The sequence below is a fragment of the Pseudomonas sp. 22072 genome, from assembly GCF_052046095.1.
In the GTDB taxonomy this organism is placed as follows: Bacteria; Pseudomonadota; Gammaproteobacteria; order Pseudomonadales; family Pseudomonadaceae; genus Aquipseudomonas; species Aquipseudomonas paracarnis.
Genome location: NZ_JBQEQE010000003.1, coordinates 76,756 through 97,605 on the forward strand (window position 1 = coordinate 76,756; position 20,850 = coordinate 97,605).

Sequence of the window (20,850 nt, forward strand, 5' to 3'; positions counted from 1 at the left end):
GCTATCGCAGGCAAGCCAGCTCCCACATTTGATCTCAGGTGTTTGTTAGTCCAAGGTTCTTGGTAGTTGCAGGGTAACGCGCAGGCCGCCTTCACGCAGGTTCTGCAAACTCACTTCGCCCCCATGGCTGTGGGCAATATTGCGCGCAATCCCCAACCCCAATCCGTAACCCTGCTGCTGGCCGGCCAGGCGGAAGTGCGGCTCAAACACCTGCTCCAGTCGCTGCTGCGGCACACCGGGGCCCTCGTCATCCACATGCAGGATGAACTGCACGCCATCGTCCTCGATATGCAAATGCGCGTTCTGCCCGTACTTGAGCGCGTTGTCGATCAGGTTGCCGATGCAGCGCTTCAGCGCCAGCGGCTTGCCTGGGTAGGCTGACAGGGCCGCGCCATCAAGGGTCACTCGGCCATTGCCATGGGGTGCCAGGTACGGCTCCACCAGGCATTCGAGGACGTGGTTGAGATCCACCGGCTGGATGTTTTCGTGGATGTCGGTGTCTTTCACGCATTGCAGCGCGCCCTTGACCAGCAATTCCAGCTCATCCAGGTCACGGCCGAATTTGTTTTGCAGGTTCTCGTCTTCCAGCAATTCCACACGCAGGCGCAGGCGGGTGATGGGCGTGCGCAGGTCATGGGAAATCGCGCTGAACAACTGGCTGCGCTCGGTCAGGTAACGGCTGATGCGTTCACGCATGGCATTGAATGCACGGCCCACTTCCACCACTTCACTGCCGCCGCCTTCAGCCACCGGTTCCACATCGGCGCCCAGGGACATGTCCCGCGCCGCTCGCGCCAGGCGCTTGAGCGGTCGGCTTTGCCAGTGCACCAGCAGGCCGATGAACAGCAGCAGAAAACCGCTGGTGAGCACGATGAACCACACCTGCTGGGACGGCAGGCCTTGCTCTTCCAGGCTGGTGTAGGGCTCGGGCAATAGAGAGGCGATGTACAGCCATTCACCGGGTGCCAGTTGGATCTGGGTGACCAGCACCGGCGGGTTCACCGGTTCCAGGGTCAGCGCGTAATGGGCCCAGGAGCGCGGCAGTTCGTCGAGCTTCAGGCCGGCATTGAAGATGCGCAGGTCTTCGGCGCTGACGAACTCTACCGAGATATGCACGTCGGCACCCAGGGTCTGGCGCAGCACTTCGTCCACCGCCACCAGCACCGCTTGCTTGCGCGGGGTTTCGGGCAGTATTTGCATGTCCAGCGGGCGATCATTGAGGGTCACCACAAAACGCGTGCCGCCCATGCTGCGCAATTGGTCCAGCACTAACGGGCGATAGGCCACCGGCAGCGACCGGAAGTAACTCACGCTGGCGGTCATTGAATGCGCCAGGCTACGGGCGCTGGTCACCAAGCCCTCAAGCTGGGTGGCGCGCAGTTGCGACACCCAGATCACGCTGGACAGCGCTTGGGCAAACAGCACCGCCAGCAAGGTCAGCAGTAACATGCGCCCCAGCAGCGAGCGGGGTACCGGGAAGCGGCGGCGACGTTCGTTCAGCGGTTCAGTGGGCATTGCCGGCAACCACGCTGGCTGCCAGTTGATAGCCGCTGCCACGCACGGTGCGGATCAGCCGCGGAGGTTTCTCGGTGTCGCGCAGGCGCTGGCGCAAGCGGCTGACGGCCATGTCGACGATACGGTCCAAGGGCATCAGGTCGCGGCCACGGGTGGCGTTGCCGATGGTGTCGCGGTCGAGGATCTGTTGCGGGTGGTCGAGAAACAACTTGAGCAAGGCGAAGTCGGCACCGGAGAGGATCACCTCTTCACCATCCACATGAAACAAGCGGTGGCTGATCATATCCAGGCGCCATTTATCGAACACCCACACATCACCGCCGCTGCTGCGCTCCTGGCCGAATTGGCAGCGGCGCAGCAGTGCCTTGATGCGCGCCTGCAACTCGCGGGGGCTGAATGGTTTGCCGATATAGTCATCGGCGCCCAGCTCCAGGCCGATCACGCGGTCGGCTTCGTCGGAACTGGCGGTGAGCATGATGATCGGCACCTGCGCCTGGCGCGGGTGCTGGCGGATCCAGCGGCACAGGCTGAAGCCGTCTTCGTCTGGCAACATGACATCGAGGATGACCAGGTCGCACGGCGCCTCGTTCATCGCCTGGCGGAACCCCGCGCCGTCGGACACGCCACGGACCTGGAAGCCGGCGCGACTGAGGTAGGTTTGCAGCAATTCGCGGATTTCCTGGTCGTCGTCGACGAGGAGAATGGATTTACTGATTACGCTCACGGGGCCTCCTTGTTGTTATGGCCTGGCTTAAATCATCGGGTGCCCTTTAGGCCGCCATCGCAGGCAAGCCAGCTCCCACACTTGGAATGCATTCCAGACTGTGGGAGCTGGCTTGCCTGCGATGGCGCCATTATGACCTATGCAAAAGCTTGCTCAAGCGCCACACCAGCCCCAGTCAACCCGGAATACGGCGCTGTCACCAGCCACACCGGAATACCTTTGAAGTAGTCGCTCATGCAGCCTTTGTCGCGAAAACTCTGGGCAAAGCCACTGTTGATAAAGAAGTCGGCAAACCTCGGTATCACCCCACCCACGATGTACACGCCACCGCGCCCACCGGTGGTCAAGACGTTATTGCCCGCCACTCGGCCCAGCCAGATGCTGAACTGGTCCAATACTTCCATGGCCACCGGATCGCCGGCCAGGCCCGCCGCCGTGATGGCTTCGGGGGTGTCGAGCACCGGCTCGTGCCCATCCACCGCACAAATCGCCCGGTACAGCCGTGGCAGGCCGCCACCGCTCAACGCGGTTTCGGCGCTGACATGCCCGATCTCGCTGTAGATGTGTTGCCACAGCTGGGTTTCCCGTGGGCTGCTCAGGGGCAGGTCGACATGCCCACCCTCCCCCGGCAATGCTGCCCAACGGCCTGCGCCGAGGTCCAGCAAGGTGCCGACGCCGAGACCCGTACCCGGGCCGATCACCACGGCCGGGCGCAAGGGCTCCGGCGTGCCTTCGCAGACCACGCGGAATTCGTCGGGCTTGAGTCGGGTCATGCCCAGGGCCATGGCCGAGAAGTCGTTGACCAGCAACAGTTCATCTACCTGCAGGGCCTGGCAAAACGCGGTTTTGCTCAGGCGCCAGTGGTTGTTGGTGAACTTGAATTCATCGCCGCTCACCGGCCCGGCCACCGACAGGCACACCGCACCGATGTCCCCGACTTGCAGGCCTTCTTCTTTGAGATAGACCTTGATCGCCTCTTCAGGGCTGCCGTGATCCGCCGTGGCATGCACGCGGATCGAATGCAGTTCCTGATCCCGCCATAACGCAAAACGGGCGTTAGTCCCCCCGATGTCACCGACCAGCGCAAGCTTCACTTAAGCGTCTCCAAGGCAGAGGTAAAGGCGCTGGCGCCCTGCTCTGCGGAGCTTGCGGCCAAGCGCATGAATGCAAACAACTCGCGACCGGCCCCCACGTTATTGCCCAACAGGCCCGTGGCAGGCGTGCGCGCTGCAAATACTTCGGCGTCCACCTTAAGCTCCAGGGTGCCGGTAACGCCATCCACACGGATGATATCGCCATCCTGGACCCGCGCCAGCGGCCCGCCGCTCTGGGCTTCGGGGTTGACGTGGATCGCGGCAGGGATCTTACCCGACGCGCCGGACATTCGCCCATCTGTCACCAGCGCCACTTTGAAACCACGGTCCTGCAACACGCCCAGGAACGGGGTCATCTTGTGCAGTTCCGGCATGCCGTTGGAGCGCGGCCCCTGGAAGCGCATCACCGCGACAAAGTCTTTTTCCAACAGGCCAGCCTTGAAGGCATCGGCCAGGTCCTGCTGGTCCTGGAACACCACCGCGGGCGCTTCGACAACCTGATGCTCCGGCGCTACCGCCGAAACCTTCATCACGCCACGGCCAAGGTTGCCTTCCATCACGCGCAAGCCGCCTTCCGGCGAGAACGCACGGGCCACCGGGCGCAGGATGGTTTCGTCGAGGCTTTCGATCGGGCCGTCGCGCCAGACCAGTTCGCCATCCACCAGGAAAGGTTCCTGGATATAGCGGCTCAGGCCCTTGCCGGCCACGGTATTGACGTCTTCGTGGAGCAGGCCGGCTTCCAGCAGTTCGCGGATCAGGAACGACATACCGCCCGCCGCCTGGAAGTGGTTGATGTCAGCCTTGCCATTTGGATACACGTGGGACAGGGTCGGCACCACCTCGGAGAGGTCGGCCATGTCCTGCCAGGTCAGGATGATGCCTGCCGACATGGCAATGGCCGGCATGTGCAGGGTGTGGTTGGTGGAGCCGCCAGTGGCGTTGAGCGCAACGATGGAGTTGACGATGGACTTCTCGTCGACAATCTCGCCAATCGGCGTGAAGTTGCCATTGGCCTTGGTCAAACGCGTGACCTGGTGCGCAGCTTCGCGGGTCAACGCATCACGCAGCGGCGTGTACGGGTTGACGAACGAAGCGCCGGGCAAGTGCAGGCCCATGACTTCCATCAGCAACTGGTTGGTGTTGGCGGTGCCGTAGAAGGTGCAGGTACCAGGGCTGTGGTAGGACTTCATCTCCGATTCCAGCAGTTCTTCGCGGCTGGCCTTGCCTTCGGCATAGCGCTGGCGCACATCGGCCTTCTGCTTGTTGGAGATACCCGACGGCATCGGCCCGCCCGGCACGAAGATCATCGGCAGGTGGCCGTAGCGCAGTGCGCCCATCATCAGGCCAGGGACGATCTTGTCGCAGATGCCCAGCATCAGCGCGGCGTCGAACATGTTGTGGGACAGCGCTACCGCCGTGGACATGGCAATGACTTCACGGCTGAGCAGGCTCAGCTCCATGCCTGGCTCGCCCTGGGTCACGCCGTCGCACATGGCGGGGGTCCCGCCGGCGAACTGACCGACCGAGCCGACTTCGCGCAGAGCCTTTTTGATTTGTTCGGGGAAATGCTCGTAGGGCTGATGCGCCGAGAGCATGTCGTTATAAGAAGAAACAATTGCCACGTTGGCGGCATTCATCATGCGCAGGCTGTTTTTGTCTTCGGTGCCGCAACCGGCCACGCCGTGGGCGAAGTTGGCGCATTGCAGCTTGCCGCGCATCGGACCGTCGCTGGCTGCGCCGCGAATGAGCGCAAGGTAAGCCTCGCGGGTGGCGCGGCTGCGGGCGATAAGCCGTTCGGTGACCTCAAGAACGCGGGGATGCATGTATAGAACTCCAGGCTAACGGATGTGGCGACCTGAGTGTCTATGCTGATCAAACGCCCACGGCTCATGGGATGGCAGGGGGTCGTTTGGATCATCGGACCAGTTGATTCAGGTCACTCGTTGTAGATTGAACAAAATATTGCCACTAAAAAGGCTTGTTTTCTATTTTTATGCGAATAATCTTGTAATTCTTACAACAAATCGACGACAGGCACCTTCCAATGACTCTTCGTATCGCAATCAATGGTTTTGGCCGTATCGGCCGTAATGTCCTGCGCGCACTGTATACCCAAGGCTATCGCCAGGATCTGCAGATCGTCGCCATCAACGATTTGGGCGACAGCTCGATCAATGCTCACCTGCTCAAGTACGACACCGTACACGGCACTTTCGACGCAGAGGTTGCCCACGATCAGGAAAGCCTGACCGTCAATGGTGACCGGATTGCCGTGAGTGCCATTCGCAACCCCGCCGACCTGCCGTGGGCTGCGCACAAGATTGACGTGGTGTTCGAATGCACCGGTCTGTTCACCGACCGTGACAAGGCTGCCGCCCATATTAGCGCCGGCGCGCGCAAGGTGATCATTTCGGCCCCGGCCAAAGGCGCGGATGCCACTGTGGTTTATGGCGTAAACCATGACATCTTGCGTCAATCCCACCAGATCATTTCCAACGCATCGTGCACCACCAACTGCCTGGCGCCGGTGGCCCAGGTGCTGCACCGCGAGCTGGGTATCGAAAGCGGCCTGATGACCACCATTCACGCCTACACCAACGACCAGAACCTTACCGACGTGTACCACACCGACCCGTACCGCGCGCGTTCGGCCACCCAGAACATGATCCCGAGCAAGACCGGCGCCGCTGAAGCGGTGGGCCTGGTGCTGCCGGAACTGGCAGGCAAGCTGACCGGCATGGCGGTGCGTGTGCCCGTGATCAACGTGTCGCTGGTAGACCTCACCGTGCAGTTGAAGAAAGAAGCCACGGCCGATGAAGTCAACGCCCTGCTCAAACACGCCAGCCAGCATTCGAAGATCCTCGGCTACAACACCCTGCCGCTGGTTTCCAGCGACTTCAACCATAACCCGCTGTCGTCGATCTTCGATGCCAATCACACCAAGGTCAGTGGCAAATTGCTCAAAGTATTGGCGTGGTATGACAACGAGTGGGGCTTCTCCAACCGTATGCTGGATAACTGCCTGGCGTTGTGTAACGCCGAGTAACTCCACAAGATCGACCAGATCGTTCCCACGCTCTGCGTGGGAATGCCACCCTGGACGCTCCGCGTCCTGCTCTTAAAGTTGTGACGCGGAGCGTCACAGGATGTGTTCCCACGCAGAGCATGGGAACGAGCGGCACAATCTCCAAGGCATCTCAAAGTGCCACTTGCCATTTCAGTTGATGATAAGCATTATCATTAACTGCAAATCGGTCTGGTATCACTGTGAGCCAATCTCGCTTCAACCACGTCTTCCTCACCCAACGGGTGATCCTGCTACGAACTCTGCAACGCATGGTGCATAACCACAGCACCGCCGAGGACCTGTTGCAGGAAACCTACCTGCGCGTGACTCGGGCCCTCAGCGAGCGGCCAATCGACCACCTTGAACCCTTTGTCTACCAGACGGCGCGCAACCTGGCGCTGGATCACTTGCGTTCGCGCAGGATTCAGGCGCGTACCCTGCAGGAGGATGTCCCGCTGGATGTCCTACAAAGCGTCGCCGCGCCGGCCAGCACGCCGGAGGAAGCTACCCAGGCCGAGCAGCTACTGGAGCAGCTGAGTGTCAGCCTCGGCCAGTTGAGCGCCCGCCAGCAGCGGATTTTCATCCTCAGCCGTCTGCACGGTTGCAGCTATCAGGAAATTGCCGATCAGTTGGGTGTGTCCTTGAGCACGGTGCAAAAGGAACTCAAATTGATCATGGCTATCTGTGTGGGTGTGGCCGAACGGCTGGATCAGCCTTAAGCTTCACCCGACAGAGGTGTCGATCCAAGCTGTAGGAAAAATGAATAGAACGTGGCGAAGACCCGAGGAACACCGTGACGGACCCGAATAAACTGCGCCCCCATGCGTTGGCTCATGAGGTGTTGCAAGACGCGGCCATGGACCAAGCCCTCGATTGGCTGATCGCCTTGCAGTGCCCGCAACCTGGGCAGCAGGCCGCGTTCGACGCCTGGCTGGCCCAGGACCCGGCGCATGTCCACGCCTTCAGCAAGGCCCAGGCCGCCTGGGGTGACGCGCCGGTACACAGCGCCGCCGTGGCCCTCGCCGCACCGCGCAAGCCCAGCGGCTGGCGCCGGATCAGACCGCACTGGAAACCCCTGGCCACCGCCGCCGTGTTACTGCTCGGCCTGTTCAGTTTCAGCAACCTGCCGGTGCGTTTGCAGGCCGACCATCTGACGGTGGTCGGCGAGCGCCAGCGCCTGCAACTGGACGATGGCTCCAAGGTACTGTTGAACACCAACTCGGCATTTTCCAGCACCATCAACCACCACCAGCGCATTGCCCGCCTGTACCAGGGCGAAGCGTTCTTTGAAATAGCGCCCACCCGTGGCCTGCCCCTGGAAATAGACGCCGGCCCGGTGCGCGCCAGCGTGCGTGACACCGCCTTTGCCGTGCGCTACCTCAATGGCGAAGCCCAGGTCCAGGTGCAGCGCGGCGATGTCGACCTGAGCAACACGTTCGACGATGCCCGTGTGCGCCTGAGCGCCGGTGAAAGCATCCGCATCGGCCCCAAGGGTTTCGGCCAACCGGCCAAGCTCGATCCCAGCAAGGACCTGGCCTGGGTGCAGGGCCGGCTGGTATTCGAAAACTGCCCGCTGAGCGAAGTGCTGGCTGAGCTGCGCCGCTATTACCCCGGCTGGATCGTCAACAACAACGAGCAGTTGGCCAGCGTCGCCGTCACCGGCAACTACCGCCTCGACCAGCCCCTGGACGTGGTGCGCTCCCTGGCCCACATCACCTCGGCCAAGCTGTCGGAGTACCCGGCGCTGGTGATCCTGAACTAAATGAGAATTATTTTTACTCGATGTTAACCGGCGATACGTCTCGTTATAGCCAATGCAACTGATTCCTATTTGGTTCGGTTCGCAACTATAAGATTCGTATTCCCGGAGCGCTCTCGATGTCCTCTCGTTTCAACCGCCGGTCTGCTTCGCCCGTTTTGTCCTTGCTGACCGCCGCGATCCTGCTGGCTGGTGCGCCCGTCATGAGCGCCACCGCCGCGGAACCTGCCGCTCGCAGCCACGCCAATTACACGTTCAGCATCGAACAGCAGCCATTGGTGTCGGCACTCAACGCTTTCACCGCAGTGACCGGCTGGCAAGTGGGCCTGCCGGCCGAACTGGGCCAGGGCGTATCGTCCCCTGGCGTGCGCGGCCCGCTGCCAGCGGAAAAAGCCCTGGACCGGCTGTTGGTGGGGACCAACCTGAGCTATCGCAAACTGGGCACCAACAACATCGTGCTGGAAAAACGTAGCGCCGGCAGCGCCCTCGCCCTGCAACAGGTGACCATCAGCGCCACCCGCAATGAACAGGATGTGAACAGCGTACCGAGCACCGTCAGCGTGCACGACCGCGCAGAACTGGACCGCCAGAACGTCAACAACATCCGTGAACTGGTGCGCTACGAACCCGGCGTCTCCGTCGGCGGCGCCGGTACGCGCTCGGGTAACGCGGGCTACAACATTCGTGGCATCGACGGCGACCGCGTCCTCACCCAGGTGGATGGCGTCGAAGTGCCGGACAATTTCTTCAACGGCCCTTACGCCAAGACCCGCCGCAATTACGTCGACCCGGAAATCGTCAAGCGCGTGGAGATCTTGCGCGGCCCGGCCTCGGCCCTGTACGGCAGCAGCGCCATCGGCGGCGCGGTGAGTTATTTCACCCTCGACCCGGATGACATCATCAAGCCAGGCCAGGACGTCGGTGCCCGCCTGAAGACCGGCTACAGCTCCGCCGACGAGAGCTGGCTGACCTCCGGCACCTTCGCCGGGCGTGTGCAAGACTTCGACGGTTTGCTGCACCTGAGCCAGCGCAATGGCCACGAAACCGAATCCTACGATGGCAACAACGCCACTGGCCTGGCCCGTACCGGCGCCAACCCGGAAGATGCGCGCACCACCAACGTGCTGGCCAAGCTGGGCTGGAACTATGGCGATGACAACCGCCTGGGCCTGACCTACGAGAAGTTCAAGGATGACCGCGACGTCAATCTGAAAAACGCAGTGGGCGGCCCGTTCATCGGTGGCCGGGGCATGAACCTGTACCGCGATCGTCGCGGTAACGACACCATTACCCGCGAGCGCTTCGGCCTGGAAAACACCTTTGCCCTGGAGTCGCCGATTGCCGACCGCATCAAGACCAGCCTCAACTACCAGATCGCCAAGACCGACCAGACCACCGCCGAAATCTACCAGGCCGGCCGTCGCGTCCTGCGTACCCGCGACACCCTTTACGAAGAGAAGCAGTGGGTCTTCGACGCGCAACTGGACAAGGCCTTCAGCCTCGGCGAAACCGACCACCAAGTGACCTACGGCACCACCCTCAAGCAGCAGAAAGTAACCGGTTCACGCGAAGGCTCAGCCTCGTGCCTGGCCATTGGTGCCGGCTGCACCGCCATCGGCGCGCCGAGCCCGCAAGCGAGCGACAGCGTGAAGAAGGCCAGCGACTTCCCCGACCCAACCATCAACACCTACTCGCTGTTCGCCCAGGACCAGATCACCTGGGACAAATGGACTTTCCTGCCTGCCGTGCGTTATGACTACACCCGGCTCAAGCCCAAGCTGACCCAGGAATTCCTCAACACCGTCAACCCGACCGGCGCCTATACCGTCGATGGCAAAGACAAGACCTGGAACCGCGTAACACCCAAGTTCGGCCTCACCTATGCCCTGACCGACAACTACACCTGGTTCGGTCAATACGCCGAGGGCTTCCGTACGCCGTCTGCCAAAGCGCTGTACGGTCGCTTCGAAAACCTCAACCTGGGCTACACCGTCGAACCCAACCCCGACCTCAAGCCAGAAACCAGCAAAGGCATCGAAACCGGGATTCGCGGCAAATTCGACGAAGGCTCCTTCGATATTGCGGTGTACTACAACAAGTACCGTGACTTTATCGACGAAGACAACGCCGTGGTCGGCGGCACCGTGGAGCAATTCAAGGCGGTCAACATCAAGCGCGCCACCGTCAAGGGCGTGGAAGCCAAGGGCCGCCTGAACCTGGATACCTTCGGCGCGCCGAAGGGCCTGTATACCCAAGGCTCGGTTGCCTACACCTACGGTCGCAACGACGACAATGGCGAGCCGTTGAACAGCGTCAACCCGCTCAAGGGCGTGTTTGGCCTGGGCTACGACCAGGACAACTACGGTGGCCTGGTGAGCTGGACCTTGGTGAAAAAACAGGACCGCGTCGACAGCACGACCTTCCACGCGCCCGACGGCGGCACCGACGGCCCGTTCAAGACCCCGGGCTTCGGCATCCTCGACCTGACCGCATACTACAAAGTGAGCAAAGACGTGACCGTCAACGGTGGGCTCTACAACCTCACCGACAAGAAGTACTGGAACTGGGATGACGTGCGCAGCTACGACAGCGTCGGCGAAGCCGGTGTGACCGGCCCGGCCAACCTCGACCGCCTGACCCAGCCCGGTCGCAACTTTGCGATCAACGTGATCTGGGACATCTGACCCTTCCGCCTCACCTCGCCGCCATTGCATCCGCGGCGAGGTGAGGATTTTTTACTGTGCCGCGTCTTCTTGTTCGTCTAGTTGATAACAGCTCTCTTCAGGGCACCCAGGCGCTTCTCTTCTCAAGGACTTTTTTCATGACCGCTTCTTCCACCGCAGAACGTCCAAGCCTGCGCTCCCAACGCCTGAACCAGATCACCAACGAGCCGCACACCAAGCTCGACGCATTGGTGAAGGCTCACGCGCCGTTCGAAACCCAAGCCAACTTCGCCCGCTTCGTAGTGGCCCAGTACCTGTTCCAATCGGAACTGGTGGCCTTGTACAACGATGCCGAACTGAACCAGATCATCCCTGACCTGGCCGCCCGCTGCCGCGCCGAAGCCGCCAAGCTCGACCTGGCAGACCTGGACACCGAAACCCCGGCCCCGGTTGCCGGCGCGGTGAACAACCCCAGCAAAGCCGAAGCTTTGGGCTGGCTGTTCGTCTCCGAAGGCTCCAAGCTGGGCGCTGCGTTCCTGATCAAGCGCGCCGTGGGCCTGGGCCTGAGCGAAACCTTCGGTGCCCGCCACCTGGGCGAGCCGGCCGGTGGTCGCGCCGAGGGCTGGAAAAGCTTCACCCGCACCCTCGACGGCCTGGCATTCAGTGCCGAAGAAGAAGCTGCCGTGGAAAAAGGCGCGATTGATGCGTTTGTGCGCTTCACCGTGTTGCTGGAACAGGCGTACGCTAGCGCCCCAGAACTGGCGTAAGTGTTCTGGTAGACAGCGGTTCAATGTGGGAGCTGGCTTGCCTGCGATGGCGGTGGGTCAGCGCCAGATGTTTAACCTGATACACCGCAATCACAGGCAAGCCAGCTCCCACACTTGGGTGCATTTCATGGCTGATAATGTGTAAACCTTCCCACCAGAAAACTGCAGCATGACCGGCAAACCCCAATCCTCCTCCAAAATCGCCCAAGTCCTCTTTGGCCTGCTGGCCTACGTCAGCCTGGGGATCGGCTTGGTGGCGATTGTGATACCGGGGTTGCCCACCACCGAATTCATCTTGCTCGCCGCCTGGGCCGCCACCAAAAGCTCGCCGCGCCTCAGCGCCTGGCTGGAAAACCACCGCCTGTTCGGGCCGATCCTGTCCAACTGGCGCAATGGCAAGATCATCGCCCGTCGCGCCAAGGTCAGCGCCACCGTGAGCATGTTGCTGTGCGCCGTGTTGATGCTGGTGATGCTCGATCACGGCTGGCCGGTGTACCTGGCGATTGCCGGGATGAGCCTGGGCAACCTGTGGATCTGGTCCCGCCCCGAGCAGCTCGCACGCCCCGTATAACGGCCGGTGTAGGCATTTTCCTACCGCTCATCGCCTATTGCTCATGAATTGATTTGTGACGCCGATGTTTCAGGTACGGCGCCGAATGGACTTGGCTCTTCTGCGTGCATTCCAACAAGTCCATTCGTGAGTGAACCTATGTTCGACACCCTCTCCATCCGCTTGAAAATCGTGTTGCTGTCCGGCCTGTGTCTGCTGGGTGTGATTGCACTGGTGGTCGGCATCAATATCTACAACACCAACCAGAACGATCGACTGGTCAGCGATTCAAGCTCACGAATGCTCACCGCCAGCGTGGAGCAACTGCTGCAATCCAAAGCGGCCGAACAGGCCACGCAACTGCAGAAGACCTTCGGCGAAAACCTGCTGGTGGTCACAGCCCTGGCCGACCAGATCAAAGACCTGCGTCAGTTGGGCACCCAGCGTTCCCTGGAAGCCGGAGCCCTGCGTGAAGAACTCAACCGCAGCGTCAAAACCGCTTTCGAGCGCAACACCAAGGTGCTGGGCATCTGGTTGTCGTTCGAGCCCAACGGGCTGGATGGCAAAGACAGCGAATTCATCGGCGACAAGGCGCGTGTCTCCAACGAAAAAGGCCGGTTTTCCAGCTACTGGAGCCGGGCTGGCGGCGAAAGCCTGAATACCGTCATGGTCGAAGATGACCTGACCAAGACCACCCTCAACCTCAGCGGTACGCCCTACAACATCTGGTACACCTGCCCACGGGACACGCGCAGCACTTGCCTGCTGGACCCGTACGAAGACACCGTGGCCGACAAGCCGGTACTCATGACTACCATTTCCCTGCCGCTGATCGTCGACGGCAAAGTCATCGGTGTGGTCGGCGTAGACATCGCCCTCACCGCCCTGCAAGCGAGCACCGATGCTGCACAGAAAGACCTGTTCAACGGCGCCGCCCACCTGGAGATTCTGTCCAGCACCGGCCTGATCGCCGCCTACAGTGGTGAGCCGGGCAAAGTTGGCAAGAACCTGATCGACAGCATCGGCGCCGAAGGCAAGGAGATCGTGCAACTGCTGGCCAATGACCGGCCGGTTATCCGTGAACAGGACGACACCATTCGTGCCGTGTACCCCCTCAAGCCGATTGCCGGTGCCAAGTCCTGGGGCGTGGTGATCAAGCTGCCCAAAGCGGTAATGCTTGCCGACAACGAAAAACTGCAAGCCGTGCTCGACGAGGCCCAGGCCACGGGCACGCTCAAAGCCTTGCTGGTGGCCGCCGCCGCTGGCCTGCTGGGCTTGCTGTTGATCTGGCTGACCGCTACTGGCGTGACCCGCCCTATCAATAGCGTGGCCGCCATGCTCAAGGACATCGCCAGCGGTGACGGCGACCTCACCCAGCGCCTGGCCTACGCCAAGAAAGACGAACTGGGCGAGCTGGTGAACTGGTTCAACCGCTTCCTCGACAAGCTGCAGCCGACCATTGCACAGATCAAGCAAAGCATCACCGAAGCTCGTGGGACGGCCGATCAGTCGTCCGCCATTGCGCGCCAGACCAGCGAAGGCATGCAGGTGCAGTTCCGTGAAATCGACCAGGTCGCCACCGCGTCGAACGAAATGAGCGCCACCGCCCACGACGTGGCCAACAGCGCCTCCAATGCCGCCAGCGCGGCACGCGGTGCCGACCAGTCGGCCCGCGAAGGCATGTCGATCATCGAGCAGAGCACCCGCGATATCACCACCCTGGCCGACGAAGTCAGCAAAGCCGTGAGCGAAGTCGAAGCCCTGGCGGTCAACAGCGAGCAAATCGGTTCAGTGCTGGAGGTGATCCGCAGCATTGCCGAACAGACCAACCTGCTGGCGTTGAATGCGGCGATTGAAGCGGCACGCGCCGGAGAAAGCGGACGTGGTTTTGCGGTGGTGGCCGACGAGGTGCGCAATCTGGCCAAACGCACCCAGGACTCGGTGGAGGAAATCCGCCTGGTGATCGAGCGTATCCAGAGCGGCACCCGTGGCGTCGTGGCGACCATGCACTCCAGCCAGCACCAGGCGCAGAGCAATGCCGGGCAGATCCATCAAGCCGTGCAAGCCCTGGGCAAGATCAGCGACGCGGTCACGGTGATCAGCGACATGAACCTGCAAATCGCCAGCGCGGCCGAACAGCAGAGCGCGGTGGCCGAAGAGGTCAACCGCAACGTCTCGGCGATTCGCACCGTGACCGAAACCCTGACCGGCCAGGCTACCGAGTCGGCGGCGATCAGTAGCCAGCTCAATGCGCTGGCCAGCCAGCAGATGAAGTTGATGGATCAGTTCAGGGTCTGACTCGGTTCTGAAACATTGCCCCCTGTAGGAGCGAGCTTGCTCGCGAAAAACGTCAACGATAACGCGTGCTTCCTGAATAAACGCGGCGCCTTTGAGTTCTTCGCGAGCAAGCTCGCTCCTACAGAGATAGAGCAGAATGGTGGTGAATTACCGGCCGGGCCAGGCCTGGACGAACGGCGTCAGGTCTTCCTTCGGCGCCGTACGCGGTGGGTTCTGCGGCGTGCCCAGGTAGAGAAAGCCAATCACTTCTTCATTCGCCGCCAACCCCAGGCCTTTAGCGACATGGGCTGAGTAGGACAATTCGCCGGTACGCCACACCGCACCAATACCCTGGGCATACGCCGCCAGCAGAATGCCGTGGGCCGCACAGGCGGCGGCCAGCAATTGCTCGGACTTGGGCACTTTGAAATGCTCTTGCAAACGCGCAATCACCACCACCACCAGCGGCGCACGCAGCGGGCCGTTCTGGGCCTTGTCGATGGCGGCTTGCGGCGCGTCGGCGTCTTGTAGACGAGCGGCTTCGGCCAACAGCGTGCCCATCTGTTCACGGGCGCAGCCTTCGACGGTGAGGAAACGCCACGGGCGCAGTTGACCGTGATCGGGCGCGCGCATGGCGGCGGCGAACAGCAGGTCGCGCTGCTCCTGGGTCGGTGCCGGGTCGAGCAAACGGGGCACGGAAACACGGTTGAGCAAAGCGTCGAGAGCCTGCATTGGCCACCTCCATAAAAAAATGTGCAGCCATTCTAGCGGGAAAGAATCGGGATGCCACCAAACGATAATTGCTCTTATTCAATCTGCCCTGCCCTGTTAGACTTTGCGCCTTAATTTTCTGCCCTCGTCCAGGAATCTCGATGTTCCGTGCGCTTTTGTACCTGCCTGCAGCGTTGATGGCTTTAAGCCTGACTGCTTGCGATGACTCCCCTCGCTTCACGAAAGCAGAGCCGGGTGAATCGCGGGCCGGTGGCGCGGCGACGGTAAACAAGCGCGACCAGAACGCCTTTTCCTTGCCCTCGGCCAACCTGGCGCCGACGCGGCGCCTGGACTTCAGCGTCGGCAACAGTTTCTTTCGCAACCCGTGGGTGATTGCGCCGTCCACCACCACGGCGCGCGATGGCCTGGGCCCGCTGTTCAATACCAACGCCTGCCAGAACTGTCATATCAAGGATGGCCGTGGCCACCCGCCACTGCCCGACGCGCCCAATGCCGTGTCGATGCTGGTGCGCCTGTCCATCCACCCCTCTATTACAGAGCAGCCAGCCTACGCCAAGCTCATCGAACAGATCGGCGTGGTACCCGAGCCGGTCTACGGCGGGCAACTCCAGGACATGGCCGTACCTGGCGTTGCGCCGGAAGGCAAGGTGCGGGTCGACTACACACCGGTCAACGCCAGATTCAAGGACGGTACGGTGGTTGAATTGCGCAAGCCCGACCTGCAGATCACCCAACTCGGCTACGGCCCGATGCACCCCGACACACGCTTCTCGGCGCGTATCGCCCCGCCGATGATCGGCCTGGGCCTGCTCGAAGCGATCAGCGATGCCGATATCCTGCGCAACACCGACCCCAAGACCGCCGACAAAGAGGCCATCCTGGGCCGCGCCAATTGGGTCTGGGATGACGCTCAGGCCAAAACTGTCCTCGGGCGTTTTGGCTGGAAAGCCGGGCAGCCCAACCTCAATCAACAAAACGTTCACGCGTTTTCTGGTGATATGGGCCTCACCACGTCCCTGAGACCCTTTGATGACTGCACCGACGCCCAAGTGGCCTGCAAGCAGGCGCCCAACGGCAATGGCCCGCAGGGTGAACCGGAAGTCAGCGATAACATCCTGCGCTTGGTGCTGTTCTACACCCGCAACCTCGCGGTGCCCGCACGTCGGGATGTTGATACGCCGCAAGTGCTGGCCGGCAAGAACCTGTTCTACCAGGCCGGTTGCCAGGGCTGTCACAAGCCCAGCTTCACCACCGCCGCCGATGCCGCCGAACCTGAACTGGCCAACCAGTTGATCCGCCCTTACAGCGACCTGCTGCTGCACGATATGGGCGAAGGCCTGGCCGACAACCGTAGCGAATTCAAAGCCACCGGCCGCGACTGGCGCACCCCGCCGCTGTGGGGTATCGGCCTGACGCAAACCGTGAGTGGCCACACCCAGTTCCTGCATGACGGCCGCGCCCGCAACCTGCTTGAAGCCGTGCTGTGGCATGGCGGTGAAGCTCAAGCGGCGCAGCAACATGTGTTGTCGTTCAATGCCGAGCAGCGTGCCGCGTTGCTGGCGTTCCTGAATTCTTTATAAGCTTTGCCCCACTTACAGAAGGGAGCTCGACATGTTTCGTCCCAAGTTGTTGTTCACCAGCCTCGCCGCCCTGGCCTTGGGCGCTTGCTCGCCCCAAGACCCGCAAGCAGTGACCTCGGCAGCCATCGCCAAACAAGTGATCCTGCCAACCTATAGCCGCTGGGTTGAGGCCGACCGTCAACTGGCCGTCAGCGCCCTGGCCTACTGCCAAGGCAAGGAAAGCCTGGGCACCGCCCGCGCCGACTTCCTACACGCGCAAAAAGCCTGGGCCGAGCTGCAACCGCTGCTGATCGGCCCGCTGGCCGAAGGCAACCGGGCGTGGCAGGTGCAGTTCTGGCCAGACAAGAAGAACCTGGTCGGCCGTCAGGTCGAGCAATTGGTCAGCGCCCAACCGCAGATCGACGCCGCGGCCCTGGCGAAATCCAGCGTGGTGGTGCAGGGCCTGTCGGCCTACGAATACATCCTCTACGACGCCAAGCCCGACGTCGCCGACGAAGCCCAGAAAGCACGTTATTGCCCGTTGCTGATGGCCATCGGCGAGCGCCAGAAAGTCCTGGCCGAAGAGATCCTGGCCAGTTGGAACAGCACCGACGGCATGCTCGCGCAAATGACCAAGTTTCCGAACCAGCGCTACGCTGATTCCCACGAAGCCATCGCCGATCTGCTGCGCGTGCAAGTGACCGCCCTGGACACCCTGAAGAAAAAACTCGGCACCCCAATGGGCCGCCAGACCAAGGGCATCCCGCAACCGTTCCAGGCCGATGCCTGGCGCAGCCAGTCGTCCCTGCAGAGCCTGGAAGCCAGCCTCGCCGCGGCTCAGACCGTGTGGGTAGGCGTCGATAACAAAGGCCTGCGTGGCCTACTGCCGGCGGACCAGAAGCCACTGGCCGAGAAAATCGACGCCGCCTACGCAGCGTCGCTGAAACTGTTCGCCAGCAACCAGCGCACCCTCAACGAACTGTTGAACGACGACGCCGGGCGCCAGCAACTCAACGACATCTACGACAGCCTCAACGTAGTCCACCGCCTGCATGAAGGTGAACTGGCCAAGGCGCTGGGCGTCCAACTGGGCTTTAACGCCAACGACGGTGACTGATGATGCTCAGGCGACAGGCTTTGGCGGTGGGCAGCGTGCTGCTCAGCGCTATCACCTTGGGTGGCTGGACGCTGTTCAAGCACAAAGACAAAGGCCCGCTGCTGCTGTCGGCCCGCGATGATGCCGACGGCAAGCACTACGCTGTCGGCTATCGCCTGGACGGCAAGCCGGTATTTGCCACTCAGGTCAGCCAGCGCTGCCATGACATCATTAACCACCCGACGTTGCCGATTGCGTTGTTCGTCGCCCGTCGCCCAGGCACCGAGAGCTACCTGATCGACCTGCGCGATGGCAGGCTGCTGCAAACCATCACCTCGAACGCCAACCGCCATTTCTATGGCCATGCGGTGATCCACAAGAGCGGTGACTGGCTGTACGCCACCGAGAACGACACCTCCGACCCTGGCCGCGGCCTGTTGGGTGTGTATAAGTTCGAAGGTGAGCGGCTGGTGCACAGCGGCGAGATATCCACTCACGGCATCGGCCCGCATCAAGTCTCGTGGATGCCCGACGGCGAGACGCTGATCGTGGCCAACGGTGGCATTCGCACCGAAGCCGAAAGTCGGGTAGAAATGAACCTCAACGCCATGGAGCCGAGCCTGGTACTGATGCGCCGTGACGGCAGCCTGATCAGCAAGGAAACCCTGGCCCAGCAGATGAACAGCGTGCGGCACATGGGCATCGCCAGCGATGGCACCATCCTCACCGGGCAACAGTTCATGGGCCCGTCCCAGGAGCGTTCCGAGTTGCTGGCGATCAAGCGACCGGGGCAGCCGTTCGTGGCGTTCCCGGTGGCTGACGAACAGTTGCAGGCGATGGGGCATTACACCGCCAGCGTGGCGGTGCACAGCGAACTGCGCCTGGTGGCGTTGACGGCACCTCGTGGCAATCGCTTTTTTATCTGGGACATGGACACCGCCGAACTGCGCCTGGATGGGCCCTTGCCTGACTGTGCGGGGGTGGGTGCGGTGGCGGATGGGTTTGTGGTGACATCCGGCCAGGGGCGTTGCCGCTTCTATGACTGCCGCCAGGAAAAGTTACTGGCAACACCACTGGAGTTACCGGCGGGGTTCTGGGATAACCACCTGCACTTGGTCTAAAGACCGACGACATCAAAATGGCTGATCGTTCCCACGCTCTGCGTGGGAATGCAACCCGTGACGCTCTGCGTCACTGGCGCTAACGGACGAGACGCAGAGCGTCTCAAGAGGCATTCCCACGCAGAGCGTGGGAACGATCATGACGATCATGACCGCGTCCATCGTGAATACGCGCTGTGCTCAGGTTTTTTCGCGAGCAAGCTCGCTCCTACAGTTAAAGCATCAGGCGTAAAAAAAGGGCCTCGCATCGCAAGGCCCTTCTCGGGGGTTTGAATCGTTTCAACTTTGCGGCCTCATCGCTTGAGACATGCCGAACATGAATAACAACAGTTCATGGTCGGGCTTGGCCGCCACACTCGTCTTGGCAATGCGTGGCAGCAGGCATTGCCCGCCACCGTCTACCGCACTCAACACTTGTGTACGAGGTTGTTCCCATACCGCCAGGGCCAGGGCTGCAACACCCAATGCCCCGACCAGAAACAAACCTCGTGCTATTTCTAGCTTCATCTGGTTAAACCCTTGATAGCGCTGCCAAACGCCGTCTCGTAAAAGTAGCTGAGTTTTTTCCAGTCGGTATCATTCCACGACGAATGGCGACGCAATTGCAGCATGTCGTGGGACGCGGCCCGATAAGCGGTCAGGCGCTGGCGGCATTTCTCAAAGTCCAGCAGGGCCACTTCCACAGTCGCCGCATCAGGCTCACCGGTCACCCGCACGAAAATGTGCTTGATATACAGGCAACCGTGTTGCCAGCGGCCTTTGTGCATACGGGCCAAGGTGCCGGCCAACTCTTGCAGCAGGCGCTCGTGGACCGCCTCGCCATACTGTTCGCGGCCACCGGCGGCGTACCAGTTTTCAATCTCGTCGAAACCGTCCAGAGACGCGGTGACCAACAGGGCTTTCCATTGGTGCTCCGGGTCGCGACGTGCTTCGCAAAACACCAGTTCCGGCACACGCACATCCAGCAAACGCAGGCCTTTGAGGGCATCGCGTTCACGCAGCACGGTCGGACGCCCAAAGGGGTGCAGCCAGCTGCGGTAAATGTGGCCGGTCTGGCGCTTGCAATAGAGCAAACGGCCATTAGGGCTTATGACCCGTTGCACGCCACTTTCACCACCACGTCGGCGGTTGGGTTCTTCAACCCACTCACCCTGTTGACGCCAGAAAAAATCAAATCGTTCTTCGGGAGCTACATGACTGCCTACTACGCACTCAACTGCCATCCTGTTACCTCTTGCGCAATACATACACTCGCCACATGGCGTAGAGCGGTATGAAGTCCAGGGATTCCTGAACACGGAAACCGGCCTGCTCGAATTCTGCCTCGACAGTAGCAGCCGGTAACACAAACCGGTTTTGGTAACCTTCTTGCTCACCTTTTCTGCGACGACGCACTTCGCTGCGCTTGCGCTTCCAGGCCTTGAAATTGCCGTCTACCCACAGCGAAATAATCACGCTGTCGCGGGTAACACGTTGAAACTCGCGAAGTATTGTCAGCCTGTGCTCTGGCTCACCGATGTGGTGCATCAAGCGCATGCAAAAAATACTGTCGACGGAGTTATCTGGCAAATCGATATCAAAGGCAGAGGTCTGCAAAGGGCGTACCCGTTTCACCACCTCTGCCGGTTGGGCTGCGGTGGCGATCTTCAACATCGACGCCGAATTGTCAGCTCCGATAATCACACGGTTGGGTTTTTCGGCCAGTAACGGCCAGAAACGTCCAGCGCCACACGGCAGGTCCAACACCAGCCCCGGCTCGCCGGCCATGGCCAGCGCACCGCGCGCCAACTGCTCGTCGCGCTTGTGGGACAACCGGCGCGCCAGATTGTCCTGATGCTTGAGCAAATATTTCTGCGCGTGTTGATCGTCGTACTTGTCAGAAAATTCCAGCTTGATCGGGGAAGGCATCTTACGTCTCCAGTAACT

At 61.3% G+C, this 20,850-nt stretch carries 18 protein-coding genes; 10 read left to right on the top strand and 8 right to left on the bottom strand.

The window, feature by feature from the left end:
- Positions 1–45: 45 nt before the first annotated feature.
- From ACTJLA_RS04035 to edd, 4 genes are all read right to left on the bottom strand, one after another.
- On the bottom strand, positions 46–1,515 hold the full coding sequence (locus ACTJLA_RS04035) for an ATP-binding protein (RefSeq protein WP_034128612.1): 1,470 nt from the start codon (positions 1,513–1,515) through the stop codon (positions 46–48).
- Positions 1,505–2,239, bottom strand: coding sequence for a response regulator (locus tag ACTJLA_RS04040; protein ID WP_440840654.1), 735 nt, complete (start codon positions 2,237–2,239; stop codon positions 1,505–1,507). The genes ACTJLA_RS04035 and ACTJLA_RS04040 overlap by 11 nt, the downstream gene beginning before the upstream one ends.
- A 137-nt stretch (positions 2,240–2,376) precedes the next feature.
- Positions 2,377–3,333: a glucokinase gene (locus tag ACTJLA_RS04045; protein ID WP_314545172.1), complete on the bottom strand. Its 957-nt coding sequence runs from the start codon at positions 3,331–3,333 to the stop codon at positions 2,377–2,379.
- Entirely contained in the window at positions 3,330–5,156 is a 1,827-nt protein-coding gene (gene edd, locus ACTJLA_RS04050) for a phosphogluconate dehydratase (protein WP_014719752.1), read from the bottom strand. Before edd ends, ACTJLA_RS04045 begins: the two co-directional genes overlap by 4 nt.
- A 221-nt stretch (positions 5,157–5,377) precedes the next feature.
- Here edd and gap point away from each other — a divergent pair, with 221 nt between their 5' ends.
- The 7 genes from gap (at position 5,378) to ACTJLA_RS04085 (ending at position 14,437) form a co-directional block, all read left to right on the top strand.
- Positions 5,378–6,379, top strand: coding sequence for a type I glyceraldehyde-3-phosphate dehydrogenase (gap, locus tag ACTJLA_RS04055; RefSeq protein ID WP_003193921.1), 1,002 nt, complete (start codon positions 5,378–5,380; stop codon positions 6,377–6,379).
- 221 nt (positions 6,380–6,600) lie between these two features.
- Entirely contained in the window at positions 6,601–7,119 is a 519-nt protein-coding gene (locus ACTJLA_RS04060) for an RNA polymerase sigma factor (protein WP_072447169.1), read from the top strand.
- 74 nt (positions 7,120–7,193) lie between these two features.
- A complete protein-coding gene (locus ACTJLA_RS04065) occupies positions 7,194–8,162 on the top strand; it encodes a FecR family protein (protein ID WP_072447170.1) in 969 nt (322 codons plus the stop codon).
- 116 nt (positions 8,163–8,278) lie between these two features.
- Positions 8,279–10,843, top strand: coding sequence for a TonB-dependent receptor (locus ACTJLA_RS04070; RefSeq protein ID WP_034128615.1), 2,565 nt, complete (start codon positions 8,279–8,281; stop codon positions 10,841–10,843).
- Between the two features lie 137 nt (positions 10,844–10,980).
- A complete protein-coding gene (locus ACTJLA_RS04075) occupies positions 10,981–11,589 on the top strand; it encodes a biliverdin-producing heme oxygenase (protein ID WP_181123943.1) in 609 nt (202 codons plus the stop codon).
- A 169-nt stretch (positions 11,590–11,758) separates the two neighbouring features.
- Positions 11,759–12,160 carry a YbaN family protein gene (locus tag ACTJLA_RS04080; protein ID WP_014719757.1) on the top strand — a complete coding sequence of 134 codons (402 nt, stop codon included), beginning with the start codon at positions 11,759–11,761 and terminating at the stop codon, positions 12,158–12,160.
- 138 nt (positions 12,161–12,298) lie between these two features.
- Positions 12,299–14,437: a methyl-accepting chemotaxis protein gene (locus ACTJLA_RS04085; protein ID WP_440840658.1), complete on the top strand. Its 2,139-nt coding sequence runs from the start codon at positions 12,299–12,301 to the stop codon at positions 14,435–14,437.
- A 147-nt stretch (positions 14,438–14,584) separates the two neighbouring features.
- On the opposite strand, the gene ACTJLA_RS04090 is transcribed toward ACTJLA_RS04085, so the two are convergent.
- A complete protein-coding gene (locus ACTJLA_RS04090; RefSeq protein WP_313042827.1) occupies positions 14,585–15,148 on the bottom strand; it encodes an NAD(P)H nitroreductase in 564 nt (187 codons plus the stop codon).
- A 140-nt stretch (positions 15,149–15,288) separates the two neighbouring features.
- Here ACTJLA_RS04090 and ACTJLA_RS04095 point away from each other — a divergent pair, with 140 nt between their 5' ends.
- Genes ACTJLA_RS04095 through ACTJLA_RS04105 form a run of 3 tightly spaced genes read left to right on the top strand, consistent with a single transcriptional unit; the run spans position 15,289 to position 18,924 of the window.
- Positions 15,289–16,728 (top strand): di-heme oxidoreductase family protein, encoded by a 1,440-nt coding sequence (locus ACTJLA_RS04095; protein ID WP_440840660.1) that lies wholly within the window; start codon positions 15,289–15,291, stop codon positions 16,726–16,728.
- A 31-nt stretch (positions 16,729–16,759) separates the two neighbouring features.
- The gene (locus tag ACTJLA_RS04100) at positions 16,760–17,824 is read left to right on the top strand and encodes an imelysin family protein (RefSeq protein WP_440840662.1); all 1,065 of its coding nucleotides are present in this window, start codon (positions 16,760–16,762) and stop codon (positions 17,822–17,824) included.
- 2 nt (positions 17,825–17,826) lie between these two features.
- A complete protein-coding gene (locus tag ACTJLA_RS04105; protein ID WP_034128709.1) occupies positions 17,827–18,924 on the top strand; it encodes a DUF1513 domain-containing protein in 1,098 nt (365 codons plus the stop codon).
- A gap of 279 nt (positions 18,925–19,203) precedes the next feature.
- Here the strand turns inward: ACTJLA_RS04105 and ACTJLA_RS04110 are convergent, their stop codons facing one another.
- From ACTJLA_RS04110 to ACTJLA_RS04120, 3 genes are read right to left on the bottom strand one after another with little or no spacing between them, the layout of a single operon-like run.
- Positions 19,204–19,431, bottom strand: coding sequence for a hypothetical protein (locus ACTJLA_RS04110; RefSeq protein WP_003193932.1), 228 nt, complete (start codon positions 19,429–19,431; stop codon positions 19,204–19,206).
- Positions 19,428–20,147 (bottom strand): lipopolysaccharide kinase InaA family protein, encoded by a 720-nt coding sequence (locus ACTJLA_RS04115; protein WP_019817333.1) that lies wholly within the window; start codon positions 20,145–20,147, stop codon positions 19,428–19,430. The genes ACTJLA_RS04110 and ACTJLA_RS04115 overlap by 4 nt, the downstream gene beginning before the upstream one ends.
- Positions 20,148–20,151: 4 nt before the next feature.
- Positions 20,152–20,832 carry a class I SAM-dependent methyltransferase gene (locus ACTJLA_RS04120; protein ID WP_034128620.1) on the bottom strand — a complete coding sequence of 227 codons (681 nt, stop codon included), beginning with the start codon at positions 20,830–20,832 and terminating at the stop codon, positions 20,152–20,154.
- Positions 20,833–20,850 lie beyond the last annotated feature (18 nt).